This window comes from Treponema sp. C6A8 (assembly GCF_000619925.1).
Taxonomy (GTDB): Bacteria; Spirochaetota; Spirochaetia; order Treponematales; family Treponemataceae; genus Treponema_D.
This window is the reverse complement of record NZ_JHVB01000001.1, coordinates 443,329-461,819: the sequence shown is the minus strand read 5'-3', so window position 1 is coordinate 461,819 and position 18,491 is coordinate 443,329. Positions and strand designations below refer to the sequence as shown.

The window sequence follows — 18,491 nt, the reverse complement described above, 5'->3', positions numbered from 1 at the left end:
TCTAACCTTCTGTCTTAAACTGTAATTCGGCAAGCTCTTCTTCGCCAGAATGCTTAAGAATCTGATTTACAGTAAAATCAAAATTTGAAAAATCATTTCCCTTCTGGCTTGGATCTGCGGAATAATTATTCATCAGGGTGTTCAAAAAATACTGGTCAGGAATTACAAGAATTCTTGCATTGTCAAAGCTTGCATAATTGTAAAGCCCGCTGATTTTTCCCTTGATTTGGGCAGCCAGAATCTTTGTCTCTTTTTTACCCTCAGCTTTAATTGTAGAGATTACAAATGGATTTGTTTCTATAAGGCTTCCTGCCTCTGTATAAGTATTTCTATTAATTGTAAACTCTCCGGCCTGAGGCGTAGAAACAAGATATGCCCCGGCAGAATCCTGACTTTCAATTTCCAAAGGTGTCGGCCAGAAAAGAGTAAGTCCCTGCTTTGAATTTTCCTGTTTCAAAAGTTTTATCCACATCGGATAATTTAAAACCTGGGTATAGGGATTTTCTGCCGGATTGTTGTCGCCGCTTACCATTGTAATTCTTGCAGAAGAAATATCAGTGGCAATGGCTTCCTTAAAGCGAAGACCCCAATTTTCAAGCATTTCTACAAGATTTGTGCGTTCGTTCTGTAAAAGGCGCCAGTCGCCGGCAATATCGCAGGAATAAGGGGAAAGCATAAAAATTGCGTTACCCTTGCCGCTTAAAATATAGTTTTCTATAGCAGTGGCATCCTCAATTCCGATTTTGCTGTCGCCGATAACTAAAAGAACTCCCTCTGCCTCTTCAAGCCTCTTTGTAAAATCAGCTGTGCCCGGGAAAAGTGGATTGATTAATATGCCTTCTGAATTAAAAATCGGGGCAATGTAAGAATAATCCTCGGAATAATTCATTCCGTTTCCAAGGATGATGTTTACATAAGGACTTTTTCCTGTTAGAAGAGACTTGAGCCTTACATCCAGGTCGTATTCAAGAGTTTCTGATCCAAGGATAAAAGGAATTACCGCAAAATGCCCCTGATACTCCAAAACGATGGAAGAAAAAACTTCCGTATAGCCTTTTGAAGTGCCGGAAGATGTATCTATCTGCTGGCTTTGAATGCCGTAATTATTAAGCTGCTCTTTTATATCAGCTTTTCCGTCAGGATTTATCAGCTTAAAGCTGATGTTTTTATTTTTTGAACTGTAGGCGTCAAGAAAATCCGTAACGTCCCGGATTTGAGGGTAAAGTCTGCTTAAAGTGCCTGAACGGTAGAATGTGATTATGACCGGCTCAGGGAGATTCTGCAAAAGTGACTTTGAATATTTTGAAAGGGAAAAGTTCTTGTTTTTAGAAAAATCCAGGCGGAAGTAATAGCGGCCGGAGTTTAGGAATAGCATTATCAGAATAAAAATAATGGAAGTATTTCTAAAGCGTTGGCTTTTATTAAAGCTTCTTCCCTTCTTTTTTTCTGAAGCAATAAAGGCAAGGTAAAGAAAAAGCAGTGTAAAAACAATGAAGAAGATAAAATCGCGGGAATCAAAAATTGCTTTTCCGGATGCGTCAAAGTGCCAGGCAAAGCTCAAGGTTTTGAAGATGGCTGCAAAAAAGCTTGAACTTGAAATGTAAACCGAAAAATTGTGGGCGCTGTTGATTATTGCAAGCAGGACTGAAGAAATTACAAAAGCCACAATCTGATTTTGAAAAAGCTGGTAAATCAAAAGGCAGAGGGAAATTACACAGGCTCCATAAAGAAGCAGGAAAAGAAAGCTTGTAATTACCACTGCAAAATCAAAGGGATAAAAAAGTCCTGTAATGATAACTGCCGGAATTAAAAGTAAAAGATAAATTGTAAAAATGCTAAGTAAAATTAAAAGCCTTACAAGCAGCTGCTTATAGAAAGGCAGAGGTATAAAATCATCATATAATGCGACTCTTGATTTTGAAGCAAGGGCTGGAATCAAAATAATGCTGATATATGGAACTGAATTAAAGAGAAAACTTATTGAAAGTTGAAGACCTGAAAAAAAGTTGTGGCGGAGGAAAAAGTCTGCATAAGTAAAAATAAAGAATAAGAGGCCCAGGAGAAGGCTTTTAGGAGTCAAATAGAATTTCAGCTGAGATTTATATAAGTTCTTCAAGAGATTTTGCTCCGTTTTTCTCTAGGATTTCTTTTTCGCTTCCAAAGGCAATCTGCTTTCCATTTTTTATTACGACAACATTGTCGCAGAGTTCTTCTACTTCCTGCAGAATATGGGTGGAAATTAAAATTGATTTTGTTTTGGAAAGTTCCTTTAAGTCTTTTCTCAGTTCTACAATCTGAAGCGGGTCCAGACCTGTTATCGGTTCGTCCAGAATGAGGTTTGGCGGATTGAAAATCAAAGCCTGGGCAAGACTAACCCGCTGGCGGAAGCCCTTGGAAAGAGTTTTGATTTTTTTACTGGAAACTTCGCCAAGATTACATTTTTTGATTACATCCTCTAGGGCTTTTTCTACAGCTTCATCTGAAAGGCCGTGTGTCTTTGCGGCATATTTCAAAAAATCATAAACCTTTAACTCCGGGGGCAGATTTGAAACTTCAGGAACATAGCCAGTAAGGCTCATTGCCATTTCAGTTTTTTGTGTGATGTCTACCTCAGAAGAGGCATCTTCCCTGCTTAAAAGAATCTTTCCGCTGTCTGCATAATGAAAGCCGCAGATAGCTTTAATCAGCGTTGTTTTTCCGCTTCCATTAGCACCAACCAGGGCCGTGATTTTTCCGGGCTCAACCGAAAAATTAATTCCGCTGATTTGAAAAGAGGATTTATAAGCTTTAGAAAAATCACAGACACGAATCATAGCGCCGCCTTTCAGGCTTTAGTCAATGTAAGGAATTTCTATATGCATGCGGTCTTTTGAAAGTTCTGCCTGAGGCCATACAGCCTGGGCTTCTTCCAATAAAACAGAAAGTTCCTTGTCTGTGTAGCGCGGGCTGTAGTGAATCATGCACATACGGCGGACATTGGCATCGCGGGCAATTGTTGCGGCCTGCACTGCTGTCATATGCTTTTTCTCTTTTGCCTGATCCAAAAGGGCGTGTTCAAACATTCCTTCACAAACAAGAAGGTCGCTTCCGCGCACTTCATCAGCAATACTTGGCTTATAAAGAGTGTCCGTTACAAAACTGAATTTTCTTCCGCTGCGTGGCTTTCCCATTACCTGTTCCGGCTTTACGATAGAACCGTCTTCAGCCTGCACTTCTTCGCCCTTCTGAAGCTTTCCCCAAAGAGGTCCGCAAGGAACGCCAAGTTCACGGGCTGTATCAGGATTGAATTCGCCAGGCCGGTCAAGCTCTTCCAGAGTGTAGCCTACGCAGGTCTTTGTGTGGTCAAGAGGAAAGGCTCTGATATAAAAATCCTCTCCGCCGTGAACAACGCAAGGCGCAGTAATTTCCTTTACAACAATAGGATAGTTGATGTACATATCAAGAACGCGGCGGCTTGTTTCAATGTATTCCTTGATTTTCGGAGGTCCGTAAATGTAAAGTGGTTCTGTGCGGTCAACCTGGGCAGAAAGCATAAGGATTCCCGGCAGTCCTGTTACGTGGTCAGCGTGAGTATGAGAAACAAAAATTGCATTGATTTTTTTCCACTTGAGATTCAGACGTTTTAGGGAAACCTGAGTACCTTCACCACCGTCGAATAAAAACAAATCACCGTCACGCCTCAACAAAACAGAAGTCAGATGACGGTAAGGAAGCGGCATCATTCCGCCGCAACCCAAAATAAAGGCTTCCATATTCATAGAAGTTTATTTTAGTGGATTTTTACATAAAATTCTACAAAGCCTGTAATTTTGATGTCTGCAGCTTTTTGAAAGCGATTGAAAAGCATATGCAGTGGGCAATAAAGGTTACAGCCCAGGAAATCGGATAGGAAACGAAAATAGTGAATTCCGTGTGGAACTGGGGAGTCAAAAAGACTGTAGAAAGCCATACAATTCGGAAGACGCATACTCCCACAATGCAGACAATCATCGGAAGGAGGCTGTGGCCTATTCCTCGTATGATGTTACTCATTGTGTCCATGATGCCGCAGAGGGCGTAGGTCGAACAGATTATAGTAAGACGACGGATACCGGCTGCAATTACAAGAGGATTTTTAGAGTAAATTCCAAGTATCTGTCGGGCAAAAATAACGACAAGAAAGCCAAGTCCCTCACCGACAACCAGGACTGTCAGAAGTGAAATAAATACCAGCTTTTTGATTCTGTCCTTGTGCCCTGCCCCCATATTCTGGGAAGTAAAGGTCAGAGCCCCCTGAGAAAAGCCGTTCATAGCAAGGTAAACAAAGCCCTCAATATTTATTCCAGCCGAACTTCCTGCGATTACAACCGGCCCGAAAGAGTTTACAGAAGACTGAATTACCATGTTTGAAATCGAGAACATCATTCCCTGAAAGCCCGCCGGCACACCTATTCTGATAATGTGAATGAGAATATATTTATGGATTTTCAGCTTTTTTATTTCCAGCTTAAAGCCGTCTTCTTCCCGCATTAAAAGAACTACAACAAAAGCGGCGGCAAAAATCTGAGAAATTACCGTAGCAAGGGCAACGCCCGCAACATCCATACGGAAGAAAATAACAAAAATCAGGTTTAAGATTACGTTGATTACACCCGCCACAAGAAGAATGTAAAGAGGACGCTGAGTATCACCTTTTGCACGTAAAAGCGCGCTTCCAAAATTATAAATGACAGTAGCACTTATTCCGGCAAAGTAAATGCGAAGATAAAGGACTGCGAGTACAAGAACTTCTTCCGGCGCCTGCATAAGGTGTAAAATCGGGCGGGCAAAAATCACGCCGACCACAGTAAGGGCAATTCCGCTGTAAAGGGAAAGCAGCATTGAAGTATGAACGGTTTTCTGAAGTTCCTTGATTTTTCCGGCTCCAAAATAGTTGGCTGAAACAACGCTTGAACCGATGGAAAGCCCGATAAAGAGGTTGAGCATAAGGTTGATGAAAGAGCTGGTAGAACCGACAGCCGCAAGGGAATTGTCGCCCGCAAAACGGCCTACAACAATTACGTCAGCGGCGTTAAATAAAAGCTGAAGAACGCCTGACAAAATCAGCGGTACAGAGAAAATTATCAGTTTATTAAAAATTGACCCCTGGGTCATGTCCAGCTGATTTTTCATAAATCTTCCAGCATCTCCCTGAAGAAGTGATTTTCAATTCGCGCCTTGTTGAAAAGCTCCTTTACCGAATAGTATTTTTCGCCTTCAAAAGTGCGGCCAAAAAGTATGTAATCGCGGCCGGCATTATCTACACCGTAGGTCAGGTTATATTCCTTTCCCTTGTAGACAAAGCTCCAGCCGCTTTTTGTTTCGACTTTGAAAATAAACTCTTCTTTTGTCATGCTTGTAAATATACTGCAAAATAAGGTAAATTCAAGTGTTATGTTAACAGAAAAAATGACTTCCGCTGCGCGTATCTGCAAAGACATGAGTGAGAGCTGATAGGAAATTATTATAAGGCTTCGCCTTCCAGCTCTCAAATGACTTTGCAGCTCCGCTCCACTCACGTCATTTTTTCAATGCAATCTGACTATGAATATAATTATATACAGTACAAATTCAAATAACTTCGATGGCCCGACCTATCATTATACAAATCTTCCTTCAAACGCAAAAAACACGGAGCGCGTTCTGGCTGATTTTTTCGGTGCAGACTGTTTTGAAAAGCATCATTTTACGATTGTTTCTGAACTGCCCGGCATGTTCCTTTTAGATTTGCAGGGTAACGAACTCTCTGAAAAATCCCGTCACTTTGAATATAAAATCCTTCCACAGGGAAAAGAAAATCTGCCGGAAGAAGTTGCGGCTTTAATTGAAGGCTTGCAGCCTGACCTTGTAATTGCCGCAACCTACTGGGTAACCCCCTTTGACTGGCTTCCTATCAAAGATGCTCAGATTGCAGAAATCTTAAAGACAAAGGAAATAAATGTAATCTGCAATACGCTTGATGTAAGTCTCATGTCTTTTGATAAAATACAGACCCATTCATTTCTTGAATTAAACGGCTTCCCTGTTGCAAAGGCAGTTTACGTTCATCACGAGCTTTTCTGGGCAGAACGCAACCGGGCAGAGCTAAAAGAAAACCCTTATAAGGAAAGCGTTTTTTACAGAATAAAAAACATGACCTTCCCTGTTATCATAAAGGATACTTCGGGACTTTCCAGCTACGGAATGGAAGTCTGCCACACCTTTGGTCAGGTAAAAAACTTTTTGAACGGCAAAAAAAACAACGGAGACAAAATTGTAGAAGAGTTTGTTCAGGGCCCTCAGTTTGCAATGGAAATCTGGGGAAGGCCGGAAAGCGGTTACAGAGTCTTTAAGCCTTTTATGGTAAGCGTAAACCAGTACGGAATCACAAGCCCAAAACAGAGTGTAAAAATCGGGCCGGTAGAAGGCACTAGTACAAATGCCGGTGCCACCTTCCCTTTCGCCAGCCTGAACTCCGAGCTTCTGCGCCTTGCAAATCTCATAAAAGTAAACGGCATCTGCCAGGTAGACTTCGGCTGGGACGAGGTGAATCATCGCTGGGTAATTTTTGAACTCAACCCCCGCCTGAGCGGAATGAGCCAGCTGCAGTTTGAAAGCCAGCTGGGCTGCCCTCGCGGTAAAGAACGTCCTGCCATGTCCCTGAAGTTCCCTATCTTGGAAGCAGACGTCTTGCAAAAACTCAGCAGCATGCCTTTTGTAAAGCACGTTACTCAGACCGTAAACGATCAGGCAAAACAGAACCGCGAGCACGGTTACTGTGAGGTTGTGCTTACAGCAGAGACAATGAAAGAATTGCGGGAAAATCTAATCACGCTGGACAGGGAATTTTCTGCCTTTATGGAAAAAAGCTTTTTTAATACGGCGATGAGCCTTTTTGACCACTTACAGTAAATCCTTTATCTTCAGCCAGTTAGATACAGAGCCCTTGCTCTTTTCACGGGTGTATTTCAGGGCCTTGTCTGCATTTCTCATAACTTCGGTAAGATTTTCCGGGGCCGGAATGTCAGAGTTACTGCACAAGCCCATACTGAAGCCGATTTTCTTATTTTCCGGAATATCAATATCCTGTCTTGTGAATTTCTTAAGCTCTGTAAGGAAGAAATCTTCTTTTGAAAGTTCAATATAAAGACGCTGACACATGCGTTCTGCTTCAAGAGGAGTTGTATCGCTCATTACAACGACAAACTCATCGCCACCGTAACGGCATACAAAGTCAATTCTTCTTAAAGTCTTTTTGAGAATGTCAGCAAAGCTTCTGAGCAGGAAGTCACCTACAATATGACCGAAGCGCTCGTTGTAGTATTTAAAGTTATCAATATCAATGATTGCGATTGCTTTTTGAATAACCTGTCCTTTTCGCTTGTGGAATCGCTCAATTCTTTCACTTTCAAGAGTCAGATGGCGTAAAAGACCGCGTCTGTTTGGAAGGGCTGTAATTGGGTCAGTGGCATTTATGGCCGCCATGTTTTCATTCTGCTGGAAAATTACGAGCTGGCTCTGGATATTTGCAAGGGCAATATTAATAATCTGCAGCACTGAACTTGAAATCTTTTTGGCATAAGGAATGATTATCAGTGCCCCATGGTAATCAAATTTTGAAAGATTACAGTAATAAAATTCGTAATCTGAATCAAAAATCAGTTCCAGTCTTTCCTGATTGCCGTATTTCTGAAATAGATTTTCCCAGATATTTTCAGGCAGCATTTTTTCCTTTGTGCTGGACTGGGCAAAGGAAGTCACATTTGACCATTTTTTTGAAAGTCCAAGCTGAGCAAAGGTTACAGACTGAGCTGTAAGGAATTCACAAATCAGATAGGAAATCTTTTCAAGGTAGGCCTTGCTTCCAGAAATAATTCCGCTGAAGGAGTTTACCTTATTTATAAACTGATATTCATTAATCTTATTATGCAGGGAATTAATTGTATAATCTTTGGCCGCCTTATCTTCCAGCATTCTGTGATTAATGTTCAGAGGAGCAAGCTTTGAAAAACTCTTTACATAATCAGCCAGCGTGTATTCTTTCTTGTTTTTGTAAAAATGAACAAGGCTGTGCTCTTTTGCAACTTCAAGTCCCTGATTAAAGGCCTTTTCTGAAAGTTCTTTCTGTTCAAGCCTGTCCAGTAAAATTGCATATTCATAAAGAATAAAGACAATAATATGATTATATTTTTCAAGCTTTTTGAGCTGTGAAATTGCCGTGTCTAAAGCCTTTTGAGATTTTGTAAAATCTCCTTTCTGGGCAAGAAGACAGGCCTGAATAAATGGCACAAAAGGCTTGCAGTTATCGCTTATTTCATTCATGCCGTTTAAGAGTATTGAATAATTCATCTCGGCATGGAAGAAATCCTGATTGTAAATATCTGTTACTGCCTGAAAGCAGAAAAAGTCGTTCTGCTTTGGAACATAGGAGTTGATGGCAACTTCTGTGGTAATGAATTTTTTATACAAATCAAGCAGTGTTAAAGTAATCTGCTCTGCTGTTTCGTAATCATGGAAGTAGAAGGCTGCCTGCCCCTGATTTTTTAGAGACTCAATAATCAGCGGATAATCATTGATTAAAAAGAGGTTTTCAGTAAAGTCGTTGAGAACGTTGTAGGCTTCTTTTATATGACAGATTCTAAGATTGAAGTCTGAAATGCCGTTTTTAATGCGTAAAAGCTGCTCCAGATCTCCAAGCTCAGTCCTGATTTTTTCAGCCTTGTCAAAATCCTTGCGGGCGGAGTTTATATCGCCGTTAAATTCATCGTGAATTGCCTTCCAGTGGTAAACTGCCGCAACCAGATGTCGGTTCTGGATTTCATCTGCAATTCGCTCTGTTTTTTCCAGAATGTTTGCAAAGATTTTTTCGTTCTTTTTATCTTCAAAAATCTGGACCGGGAAATGAAGGGCTGTATTCAGATAGTTGTTGTTCAAATCACAGCGTAAAAGAATATCCATTGCTTCCATGTATTTGTCACAGAGCATTGAATTGTCTTCTCTTGTTGAAGAAAAATAATCCAGCATGCAGGCAAGAGCATAAAGATGAGATTTTTTATTTTTTGCTTCAATAAGTTTCTGAAGAACGCTGGCAGAATATTTTTTTGAAAGAGGAATCATTGATTTTGAAAGATAGATCTTAGAAAGATACAATTTAGCTTTCAAATCAAAAATGTCGTCGATTCCGGCATCAGAAATATCAGCAAGAAGAACGGCAGCCTTATCAAGATCTGAACTCAGATAATAAGCAAGAGAAATTTCCAAAGCCAGTTCCCTCTCCTGCTTTACAGACGTTGCCTTTGCCAGCTGCTCAAGTCCTTCTGCTGCCAGACCAAGAACTGTCTTTACATCAAGGAAGAGGCGGGCATTTCTGAGGGCGTTTATTAAATCTTCAGGGGAAAGCTCCGGTACAGCGTCTTCCAGATCCTTTCCATATTGTTTTTCTAGCTTAAAATCACAAAGGGCGTGAGAACCTCTTTCAACCTTTTTCAAAAAGTTCATTACGGTTTTGCGGGCCGTAAGAGGATCCGAAGAGTCAAAACAGAAGATGAATTTTCCGTTTATTTCTTTTGATTCCAGCTCGCGTACAATTTCCAGAGAATCTTCATTCATCTGCTGTGCATTGAGAAAAATGTAATTTGTGCCGTCGTTCTGGTCTTCAATCAATTTGATAATGGCATTTTTTATCAGTGATTTTTCATAGGAAAATTCGTCTTCAAGAATCAAATCCTGGCGTTCGGTTGCTGTTCCGTTGTGAATGTAGGTGGCAAAAGTTTCAAGCTGTGGCGGATAAACGCAGGACTCAAGAGTTCTGAATGGCGGATTGTAAAATCGAAGCAGTTCAAGAAATGGTTTTAATGGCGAATAATCGTTCAGAAGATTTATGACGCAGTAGTCCTGTCCAAGAATTTTGGGAATCTGCCCCATAGTTGATGAATCTGAGGTTATATAACACGTGTTCTTACAATTAGAAATAAAATCGATAAGGAACTGTTCGTTTTTTACCATATTATAAAAATTATAACACAGTATTTTTTAGTTATCAAAATTATTTTGTTTTTCTAAAAGCATTTCTGCGTCGTCCCTTCCCTGGTACTGTTCAAGCTTGGTAAAGGATTTTTGCAGAGCTTTTCCGACCTTTTTCTTGTTTTTTTCCAGAACCTGCTTGATTACAAATGATGAGGTCCTGTTCATAATTGAATAATATTCTTTGTCGTCCATAGTTAATCCATTTTTGAAAGGATGATGATGAGAGTGCCCTCTTCCACCGAAACTGCCGCCTTGTCTGCAGTCCATTCGTTACTAAGACCGTAAGGGGCGTTTTGCTGCATAATTGCCCCATTCAATTGCCAGCGGGTTCCCGCTTCTGAAACGCCCCGGGATTCGTCACAAAGAGAGAAAACTGAAAGGCTCCAGCCTTCTCTTCTAGGAATTTCAATAGAGCGGTTTTTAATTACTGTAATTTCTTCTTTTTCAGAAAGCAAGCTTGCCTTACCAAAGCGTTCTGCAATAAAGGAAAGAGTCTGGATGTTGCAGAAAAAATGATCGAAGCGACCGCTTGCTGCGCAGATAAAGGTAAAATCACCGCAGCCCTGCTCGATGGCGTATTTTACGCCTGCCATAGTGTCGCTGTCGTCCTTGTCTCGGGAAAGCTTTATGATTTTGGTACCGTCTTGTCTGACAGTGCCGTCCTGCGACTTTTCAGCGCCCCCTTCCTCCGCCAGCAGGCTAGAATCAAAATCACCGATTACAACGTCAGGCTTAAAACCAAGTTTTTTGGCGTAATCCCAGCCCTTGTCGCAGGCGATAACAAAATCAGCCTCTTCATACAAAGAGCGTGGCGCGTCGTAAAAATCTCCGCCGGAAATCACAAGGCATTTTTTCATAAAAACATCCCTTGGCTGCGGCTAGCGTCCGCGGATTTTCTTCAGCACTTTTTTGTGCCAGAAGGCGCGAAGGTTTTCTGCCATAACGCAGAGGCTGTAAATAGCCTTAAGCTGAATGTCCCAGGTGCCTGTGCGGTGAATATTCTTTCCGCCAAAGCCAGTCTTAAAAAGATAAAGTCCGTGCATAGGATGATTTTCATCATCGGTAGGAGGCATTCCGTACATGTCGTAATAAAGGCTTCCGTATGCCTTTGCATCTTTCATGGCCGTCCACTGCAAGAGGAAGTTTGGCATAAGGTTTCTTTTTACGTTACTAGAGCAGCCGTAAAGGTAAACGCTTTCTGTTTTTGAAAAAAGAGTTATGATTGCGCCAAGATAATCTTCTTCATGGCGGGCAAGATAAAGACTGACTTCCGGTACGTCTTTTCCTGCCGCAATATCTTCTGCAGAGCGGCGAAGTAAATCTTCATAATATGACTTTGCATGAATGGCAATGCCGTCCCGTTCTGAAGTAATCTTATATAATTCGTAGAATTTATCTAATTTTTCAGATAAGTTGCTGTCATTACCGGAAACTTTTTCAATCTGCACGCCCTTTTTTTCTGCCAGGCGGATATTGTAGCGCCATTTTGACTTCATGCGGTTTAAGATTTCTTCTTCTTCCGCTGTCAAATCAATCTGAGTTGAATCTGGCGGCTGGATGTCTACGCGGGCCTTTTTAAGGTGGAGACGGTCTGCATATGAAACAACCTTAAGGCCATAATTAAAGGCATCGCGGTCAAAAGGTGTTGAAAACTCAACTGCAGGGTCATAGCGCACGCAGATACAGTTTTTTGGAAGATATGGTTTTAGTGCCTCTGTAAGTTCAGAAATAAAGTTTGCAAATTCAATGCTCTGAGTTTCTGGAGTAACAAGAGTTTCATCAATTAAAACTTCATTGCTTTCTTCTTCAAAAGCGGAGGCAATTTTTTCTTCTGCAGTACATTCGTATAAAAGAGCTGGAAAAAGCGGAACATAAGCAAGGCTGAAAAGTCCTTTTGCAAATGAGCGGATAAGGACGCCTGCCTCATATGAACGGTCTTCCATATGGTCACCGTCACATTCGCGTTTTCCATTTTCTACAGGAACTTTTGCATCAATCTTAAAGCGAAGGTATTTCCAGCCGTGGGCTTCTTTAAACTGACACCAGAAGGGAGTCTGTAAAAAAGAACCCTCATTAGGCTTTAAAGACTGGTTAATTTCAGAAACACTAATTGAGTAAATATTATTTTTCAATTTTCTTAATCCATTTTAAGTAATCTAATTTGCTGACAATATCATCAGGATAGAAATTTTTACCGTCTGGAAGCTCCATGATTTCGTTTTCAACAACTCCAAGAATTGCATCAAAATCCGGGTTATAAACAGAAACATCAGCTACTGGACTCATTGCGCGACCTGAAGCTTTATAGCGGTCTGAGTATTTTGTAAGGAGCTTAGGCTTTCCCTGACGTTTTACAAAGGTATTCCACAAAAATCTTGCACAAAATCTTCTGGAAATATTCTGGCTTTCTAAAATTTCTTTTGAAGAAGAAAGCAGTCCGTTATAATCTGACGGCGAGTTAAAATATTTTTCATCAGTAAGAACCTGAATCTTTTTTTCTATGTTCTGTTTTGCAGAAGATTTATAGTTATCAAAAAGAGTTGAGTTGTCAAAGCCAAGTTCTACCATTGATTTTACCGTCAAAGGTGTTGAAAGATTTTCCTGGGAAATTATTTTTGTTTTTCCGTTAGAAATGGAATACATGTTCCAGGCATAATCTCTAAGAGGCTTGTAAACTTCGTTGTAAATTTCAAGATTTTCATTGTCAAAAAGCAATGATGCTTCATCCATTTTGGCAACGGCATTCTTGTATGATGAAGTTCTGATTAAGATTTTTGCAGCTTCCAGAAGAATTACAGGATTTTTTGCATCAATATCAAGGATTCCCTTGCAGGCTTCAAGTTTTGCTTTATCATCTTTTTCAAGACGAACTTTCAAAAGCAGAACATAGCGGTCTGTTGCCTGTAAAGTCTTGGCTTTTCTGTAGCAGGTGTTACTTTCAGATTTATTTCCGCTCATTTCAAGCAGAAGGCCCTTGATGGCTGTAAGGCGGGCAATGATTACAGGTTCAGCCAGTTTTGAAGAAGCGATATATTCTGTAATTTCAGAAAGAAGAGAATTTACCTTGCCCATTGTAGAGGCAGAATCAAGTTGATAGCTGCAGTCAGTTTTTATAAAACTTGTTTCGTAGTATTCGATAGAAGAATAGATATATGCGTTATCTTCAGTTGAAATAAAAATGTCATTCTGAAGTGTCGCGCATGACACACACAAAAATGAAATAAGACAAGCCGATAAGCCTATGATTTTTCCTAGTTTTTTCAAAATCCTTCTCCTAAAATCTAATTTATTTAAGTACATTCAAGGCATTTAATTTGCTGTCGAATGTAATTACAATGCAGTCCTTTTTGTTATCGCTGTTTATGTCTGCAAAAACAGGATTTCCGTAGCCCGATACCGGGAACTTGTAAAGCATGTCTAAAGAAGAAGAGAAGCCGTAAAGCTGATTACCTTCCCCGCTTACAAAGATTTCTTCAGACTTGTTCTTGTCGTAATCACAGACTGTAATTCTTCCTGACTGAGCTGAAAGATGAGGGATTTTAATCAATGTTGAACTTGCATCTTCCATAGAAACTCTGTAAAGATTTCCTGAAGAAGAAAGTGCAAAGATATAATCGTCAGCGGCTTTTACGTTTACATAGAAAATATCATCAAGTTTTACAGGGAAGCCTGAAACAACGCTCTTAGTCTGCAAATCAAAAAGATAAAGAAGTCCTGCCTGAGTAATAAAGGCGGCATAAGTTTTTGAATCTTTTTTGAAGAGACAAGGTGCCTCATATGCAATTCCGTCAATTTCAAAAGGAGTTTCTGTAATTTCCTTAAGGTTTTTCAGGATATGAACTCCGCCCAAGAATCCTTTTTCATAAAAAGCTATGTAATCGCCAAAAACAGAAGGTGTTGAACGGATGTTTTCTTCTGCTGAAGTTTCAATTGTCTTTACATCACCTTTTGATGAAACAAAGCACAAAGTTGAATCGCGGGTCGCAATCATAAGGCTTGATTTATAGACTGTCGGCTGGCAAAGAGTTGAAACTCCCAGCATAAGAGGAAAGCCTTTTACAGCCTGAAGATTTTTATCAAGAAGGAAGCAGAGCCCCTGTTTTGTAACAGCCCAGATTTCTCCACCGCTTTCACTTGCAGTTTCTTCAGATGCGGCAATTAAATATTCCAGATCGCTGATTACAGTTTCTCCTTCAGCAAAGGTAGAAAGGTTCAGCATCCTGATTTTTTCAAGTCCTTCCTTCCAGAAAATAAGGTTACTTTTTGGAGCGTTTGAAGCAATCAAAGTGTGGGATGTGTCTTCGCTGAGTTTTTTCGGGAAGCCCGGGATATTAAGTACAGAACCGTTCTGAACATTTGCCGACTGCAAATTTAAAGTAAGGGTTGCATCTTTTACATCAAGGTCAAAGCGTCCCAGGTTATAAAGACGGATGATTTTAGAAAGTGTAGAATTTCCGCGGACAAAGAAAGGAACGCTGCGTTCAAGGTTGTAGTAAATTGACAATGAAGAATAAAGAGACTGAAGTGATGATACAGCCTTCCAGTTTTCATTTTTAGAAAGTCTGTTGTCTATTTTCAGAGCTGAATTAAAGCCTACAAGATTTTCTGGTGACTGAGAGAAGAAGATAAAGCCGTCAGTTACAAGATAATAAGGACGAGGAATATCAATTCCAAAGGCAGTTACCAGGGCGGAAAGGAATGGCGGCAATTCAATGCATGGCAAACGGATTCCATCTACTAAAAGACTGTCGTTGGACTGAAGAATAATCGAAGAAAAAATTGTATCAAAGATTTCCTGGCGCTTACTTTCATCTGAAATTTTTATTCCAAAAACAGGTTCAGCCTTTCCTTCAATTCCAAAGGCAATAAATTCATCACCTGTCCATGAAAAAAGAAGTTCTTCAAGTGGTTTTCCAAAGATAAGCTTACAGCGGTAATCAGTAATGCTCCATTTTTCAGCAATATTTTTATCCTGAAGAGCAATAAGAGCCGCATCCTTTAATTCTCTAAGGGAACCGCAGTTTATCAAAGTGTAATACTGAACTGTGTCTGCAAGTTTTGGAAGAAGGCTTGGAACCTTTGAATCTTTTGAAATAAGCTTCAAAAGCGGATTATCAGCAGCTTCTTCTGGAATTGAAAAAGGAACTGAAAGGCTGATGTTTAAATTGCTTTCAGAAATACCAAAATTCAAAATTGAATATTCCTGGTCTGAAAGATTTTTTACGATTGAATTGATGTAAGGGTTCTGCAGCATTGATGAAAAATTTTCAACAACGTTTGAACTGTTTACCGCAATTCTAAGAGGTTCCTTCATCTTTTCATTGAAGATATTCATTTCATAATCATTGTATTTTCCTTTATTAGAAAAAGTCATGATTTTTGAAAGGTTTTTATCGTTCATTGTAAAAATGACAAGATTTTTATGGATAACAAAATATCCAGTTCCTTCAAGTTCAAAATAAGTGCCGTATTCATTTTTAAAAGTATTAATTTTTAAATTCTGAGGCTGAAGTTTTAAGTTTTTAATACAAAAAGGAATAAGGCGGGTAAAACCGGAAAGAATTCCGGCATCAAGAATAAAGACAGCATCAAGCTTTTCATTCTCGTTGAAATTGTAAACAGCTGTATCAACTCTTCGTGATAAGGCTGTTTTTACAAAGAAATTATTTCTAAGCGGAGATTTTTTGAGCTCAAGAAAAGGCTGTCTGAAATTCTGAAACTCAGGAGTAGAGAGCAAAACGAGTGAAGCGTCAATGTCCAGCAAAGGATTTACAGTTTCCCACACAGAATCACTTCTGAGGTAAAGGGCAAATCCGTCTGGCATTGCAGAAACTGATGAAGTTCTGTTGAAAAAACAGAAGGTGCACCAGATGATAACAAGAGCAATTATCCCTAATACTATTTTGACCGGAATAAGCAGAAGCCGAACTGGTAAGGGTAATTTCTTTTTCTTGCTCTTTTCTTCATCCATTTTTTTCTCCTCTATTTATGCTATATCAGAATTAAGTGCTTTTCCAGTTTTAATTTCTTTTCCGTCTGCCAAAAGCTTTTTGCCTGCAATCTGAACAAGACCGTCTTTAGCGGCAATCTGAACAGAGAAAAATTCGTCACCTGTGATTTCAGATTTCTTAGCGGCAGATGCGTCAGCGCCTTCAAGAACTACTTTAGTTCCTGGTGCTGCCCAACCTGCGTCAAGAACTTCTACGCATTCTTTTCCGTCAACTTCATAGTGACCGGCAAGAAGCATACCGCGGCTTTCTACACCACGCATTGTGCGAGGAGCCAGGTTAGAAGCAATTACAACGTGCTTTCCAAGAAGGTCGCTTTCCTTAAGGAACATGCGCAAGCCCGACTGAATAGTACGAGGAGTACCGCTTCCGTCATCCAAAGTTTCAATGTAAAGTTTTTCTCCCTCTGGGTTTGGCTTTACATCAACAATCTTTGCAACTGTAAGTTCGATATTTTTGTTGAAGAAATCAGCCTGCTGTTCGATAGGCAATACAACAGGTTCAGCCTTCTTAGCCTTCTTTTCTTTTTTGCCCTCGCCTTTCTTAGCTTCCTTATTCTGCTTACCGCCGAACTTTTCGCGGAATGCAAGCATAGTCTTCTGATCCATTGGCTTAAAGTAAACTTCAGTTGGACCGACAGTGCTCAAGCCCTCGGTCACGCCAAGGTCTGCCCAAGTATAACCAGGCTTTGTCTCCATTCCAACCTTGCTTTCCTGAATAGACTTACCGAAGTAGCTCATAATCTTCTGAGTGTACTGAGGCATATAAGGATTCATCATAATCATCAAATCCTTAATTACATAACAGAGGTTGTGGATAAGGCTTTCAGCAACGCTAGGGTTTTCTGTACGTGCCTTCCAAGGCTCAGTTGCCTGGAACTTCTTATTACAGATATCAGAAATCTCAAACATAGTGTGGAAAGCATCTTTCAGATCAGCCCATTCAAGACTTTCAGTTGCCTTAGCCTCGAGCTCGCGAACCTGCTGCCAGAGCTCTTGGTCTACAGGAGCGTCAGGAATTTTTCCATCATAATATTTTGTAACAAACAGCAGAGTGCGGTTTACAAGGTTACCAAGATTACCAATCAGCTCGCCGTTGAGCTTTTCCATAAAGTCTTTCCAGGTAAACTGGTAGTCCTGCTTTTCAGGGCGGTTATAGAAAATATAGAAACGCCATGCATCAGCAGGGATTCCACTCTCAATAGCATCAGAACCAAATACACCAATTCCAAGACTCTTAGAGAACTTACCATCCTCATAATTAAGGAACTCTGTAGAAGACATGTGGTGAAGCTTAGTCCAGTCGTGAGGAGATCCGAGCATTGTACAAGGGAATACAACAGTGTGGAAAGGAATATTGTCCTTACCGATAAACTGGAACAAATCAACCTTTTCCTTGCCCTTAGCTTCTTCCGACTCGCTAGGCAGCCACCAGCTCTTCCAGTCAAAGCTCTGCTTGCCAGCCTTTACAAGTTCATCAGCCAGCTGCTTTGTGATAGAAAGATATCCGATTGGTGCATTGAACCAAACGTAGAATACCTTATTTTCATAACCAGCCTTTGGAACCGGAATACCCCACTTAAGGTCACGGGTAATAGCACGTTCCTGAAGACCGTCGCGGATCCATGCCTTAGTCATGTTGATGGCATTGTCAGACCAGCGTCCTTCTACACTAGCCTTGTCCATCCATGCATTGAGCTTGTCACTCATAGCAGGAAGGTCAATGTAAAGATGCTTTGTTTCGCGAACCTCAGGAGTTGAACCACAGGTGTGGCAGCGAGGCTCTTTAAGTTCGATTGGATCAAGCAGCGAACCACATTTATCACACTGGTCACCACGGGCCTTTTCATAACCGCACTTAGGACAAGTTCCGTCAACATAGCGGTCAGCAAGGAACATATTACAGTGAGGACAGAAAAGCTGCTTGTTTACATGCTCGTGAATCAGGCCGGCCTTGTCCAGGTCATTAAAAAGCGACTGAGTAATTTCAGTACACTGCTCGTTCGAAGTGCGTCCGAATTTATCAAAATTGATGTGGAACCATTCATAGATTTTTGTGTGCTCGCCATAGTAATGGTCACAAAGAGCTCGAGGTTCAGTTTTTTCTTCCAGAGCCTTAGTTTCTGTTGCGGTACCGTATTCATCAACACCACAAACATAAAGAGTGTCGTAGCCACGGCTGCGGCAGAAACGTGCAAAAACATCGCCTGAAAGCGACTGAATTATATTTCCCAAATGTGGAATATTATTAACGTATGGTAAAGCTGCTGTGATAAGTCTTCTGTTCATTTTTAATCCTTAATCAAAATATTAATTTCTTATAATAACAAATTTGCATTAAAAATAAAATATGGTGATTTTGCAAATCTGGTATTAATATATTTTAGGAAAATTGACTATAACAATAATATCAGATTTAGTATAAATTAAGCGCATAGAAAATACGTCTGGTCAAGGCACG

13 protein-coding genes are annotated in these 18,491 nt (G+C 40.4%); 1 reads left to right on the top strand and 12 read right to left on the bottom strand.

The window, feature by feature from the left end; all coding sequences use genetic code 11:
• Position 1: 1 nt before the first annotated feature.
• Genes T530_RS0102035 through T530_RS0102015 form a run of 5 tightly spaced genes read right to left on the bottom strand, consistent with a single transcriptional unit; the run spans position 2 to position 5,372 of the window.
• Positions 2-2,116: a Gldg family protein gene (locus tag T530_RS0102035; protein WP_027727577.1), complete on the bottom strand. Its 2,115-nt coding sequence runs from the start codon at positions 2,114-2,116 to the stop codon at positions 2-4.
• Entirely contained in the window at positions 2,100-2,813 is a 714-nt protein-coding gene (locus T530_RS13270) for an ABC transporter ATP-binding protein (RefSeq protein WP_038073472.1), read from the bottom strand. The genes T530_RS0102035 and T530_RS13270 overlap by 17 nt, the downstream gene beginning before the upstream one ends.
• 18 nt (positions 2,814-2,831) lie before the next feature.
• Positions 2,832-3,758: a ribonuclease Z gene (locus T530_RS0102025; protein WP_027727576.1), complete on the bottom strand. Its 927-nt coding sequence runs from the start codon at positions 3,756-3,758 to the stop codon at positions 2,832-2,834.
• Between the two features lie 34 nt (positions 3,759-3,792).
• Entirely contained in the window at positions 3,793-5,151 is a 1,359-nt protein-coding gene (locus T530_RS0102020) for an MATE family efflux transporter (protein ID WP_027727575.1), read from the bottom strand.
• Positions 5,148-5,372 (bottom strand): hypothetical protein, encoded by a 225-nt coding sequence (locus T530_RS0102015; RefSeq protein WP_156011491.1) that lies wholly within the window; start codon positions 5,370-5,372, stop codon positions 5,148-5,150. Before T530_RS0102015 ends, T530_RS0102020 begins: the two co-directional genes overlap by 4 nt.
• A 190-nt stretch (positions 5,373-5,562) precedes the next feature.
• Here T530_RS0102015 and T530_RS0102010 point away from each other — a divergent pair, with 190 nt between their 5' ends.
• Complete coding sequence (locus T530_RS0102010; RefSeq protein WP_027727573.1) at positions 5,563-6,909, top strand: hypothetical protein; 1,347 nt, start codon at positions 5,563-5,565, stop codon at positions 6,907-6,909.
• Here T530_RS0102010 and T530_RS0102005 read toward each other — a convergent pair.
• From T530_RS0102005 to metG, 7 genes are read right to left on the bottom strand one after another with little or no spacing between them, the layout of a single operon-like run.
• Positions 6,901-10,002 (bottom strand): GGDEF domain-containing protein, encoded by a 3,102-nt coding sequence (locus tag T530_RS0102005; protein ID WP_081773642.1) that lies wholly within the window; start codon positions 10,000-10,002, stop codon positions 6,901-6,903. The two genes, T530_RS0102010 and T530_RS0102005, sit on opposite strands and share 9 nt — an antisense overlap.
• A gap of 27 nt (positions 10,003-10,029) precedes the next feature.
• The gene (locus T530_RS0102000; RefSeq protein WP_027727571.1) at positions 10,030-10,215 is read right to left on the bottom strand and encodes a hypothetical protein; all 186 of its coding nucleotides are present in this window, start codon (positions 10,213-10,215) and stop codon (positions 10,030-10,032) included.
• A 2-nt stretch (positions 10,216-10,217) separates the two neighbouring features.
• A complete protein-coding gene (locus tag T530_RS0101995) occupies positions 10,218-10,880 on the bottom strand; it encodes a thiamine diphosphokinase (RefSeq protein WP_027727570.1) in 663 nt (220 codons plus the stop codon).
• 21 nt (positions 10,881-10,901) lie between these two features.
• Positions 10,902-12,155 carry a peptidoglycan bridge formation glycyltransferase FemA/FemB family protein gene (locus T530_RS0101990; RefSeq protein ID WP_051537750.1) on the bottom strand — a complete coding sequence of 418 codons (1,254 nt, stop codon included), beginning with the start codon at positions 12,153-12,155 and terminating at the stop codon, positions 10,902-10,904.
• Complete coding sequence (locus T530_RS0101985; RefSeq protein ID WP_027727568.1) at positions 12,145-13,287, bottom strand: hypothetical protein; 1,143 nt, start codon at positions 13,285-13,287, stop codon at positions 12,145-12,147. The genes T530_RS0101990 and T530_RS0101985 overlap by 11 nt, the downstream gene beginning before the upstream one ends.
• Positions 13,288-13,309: 22 nt before the next feature.
• Entirely contained in the window at positions 13,310-15,994 is a 2,685-nt protein-coding gene (locus tag T530_RS0101980) for a hypothetical protein (protein ID WP_027727567.1), read from the bottom strand.
• Between the two features lie 15 nt (positions 15,995-16,009).
• Positions 16,010-18,319 carry a methionine--tRNA ligase gene (metG, locus tag T530_RS0101975; protein ID WP_027727566.1) on the bottom strand — a complete coding sequence of 770 codons (2,310 nt, stop codon included), beginning with the start codon at positions 18,317-18,319 and terminating at the stop codon, positions 16,010-16,012.
• Positions 18,320-18,491: the final 172 nt, after the last annotated feature.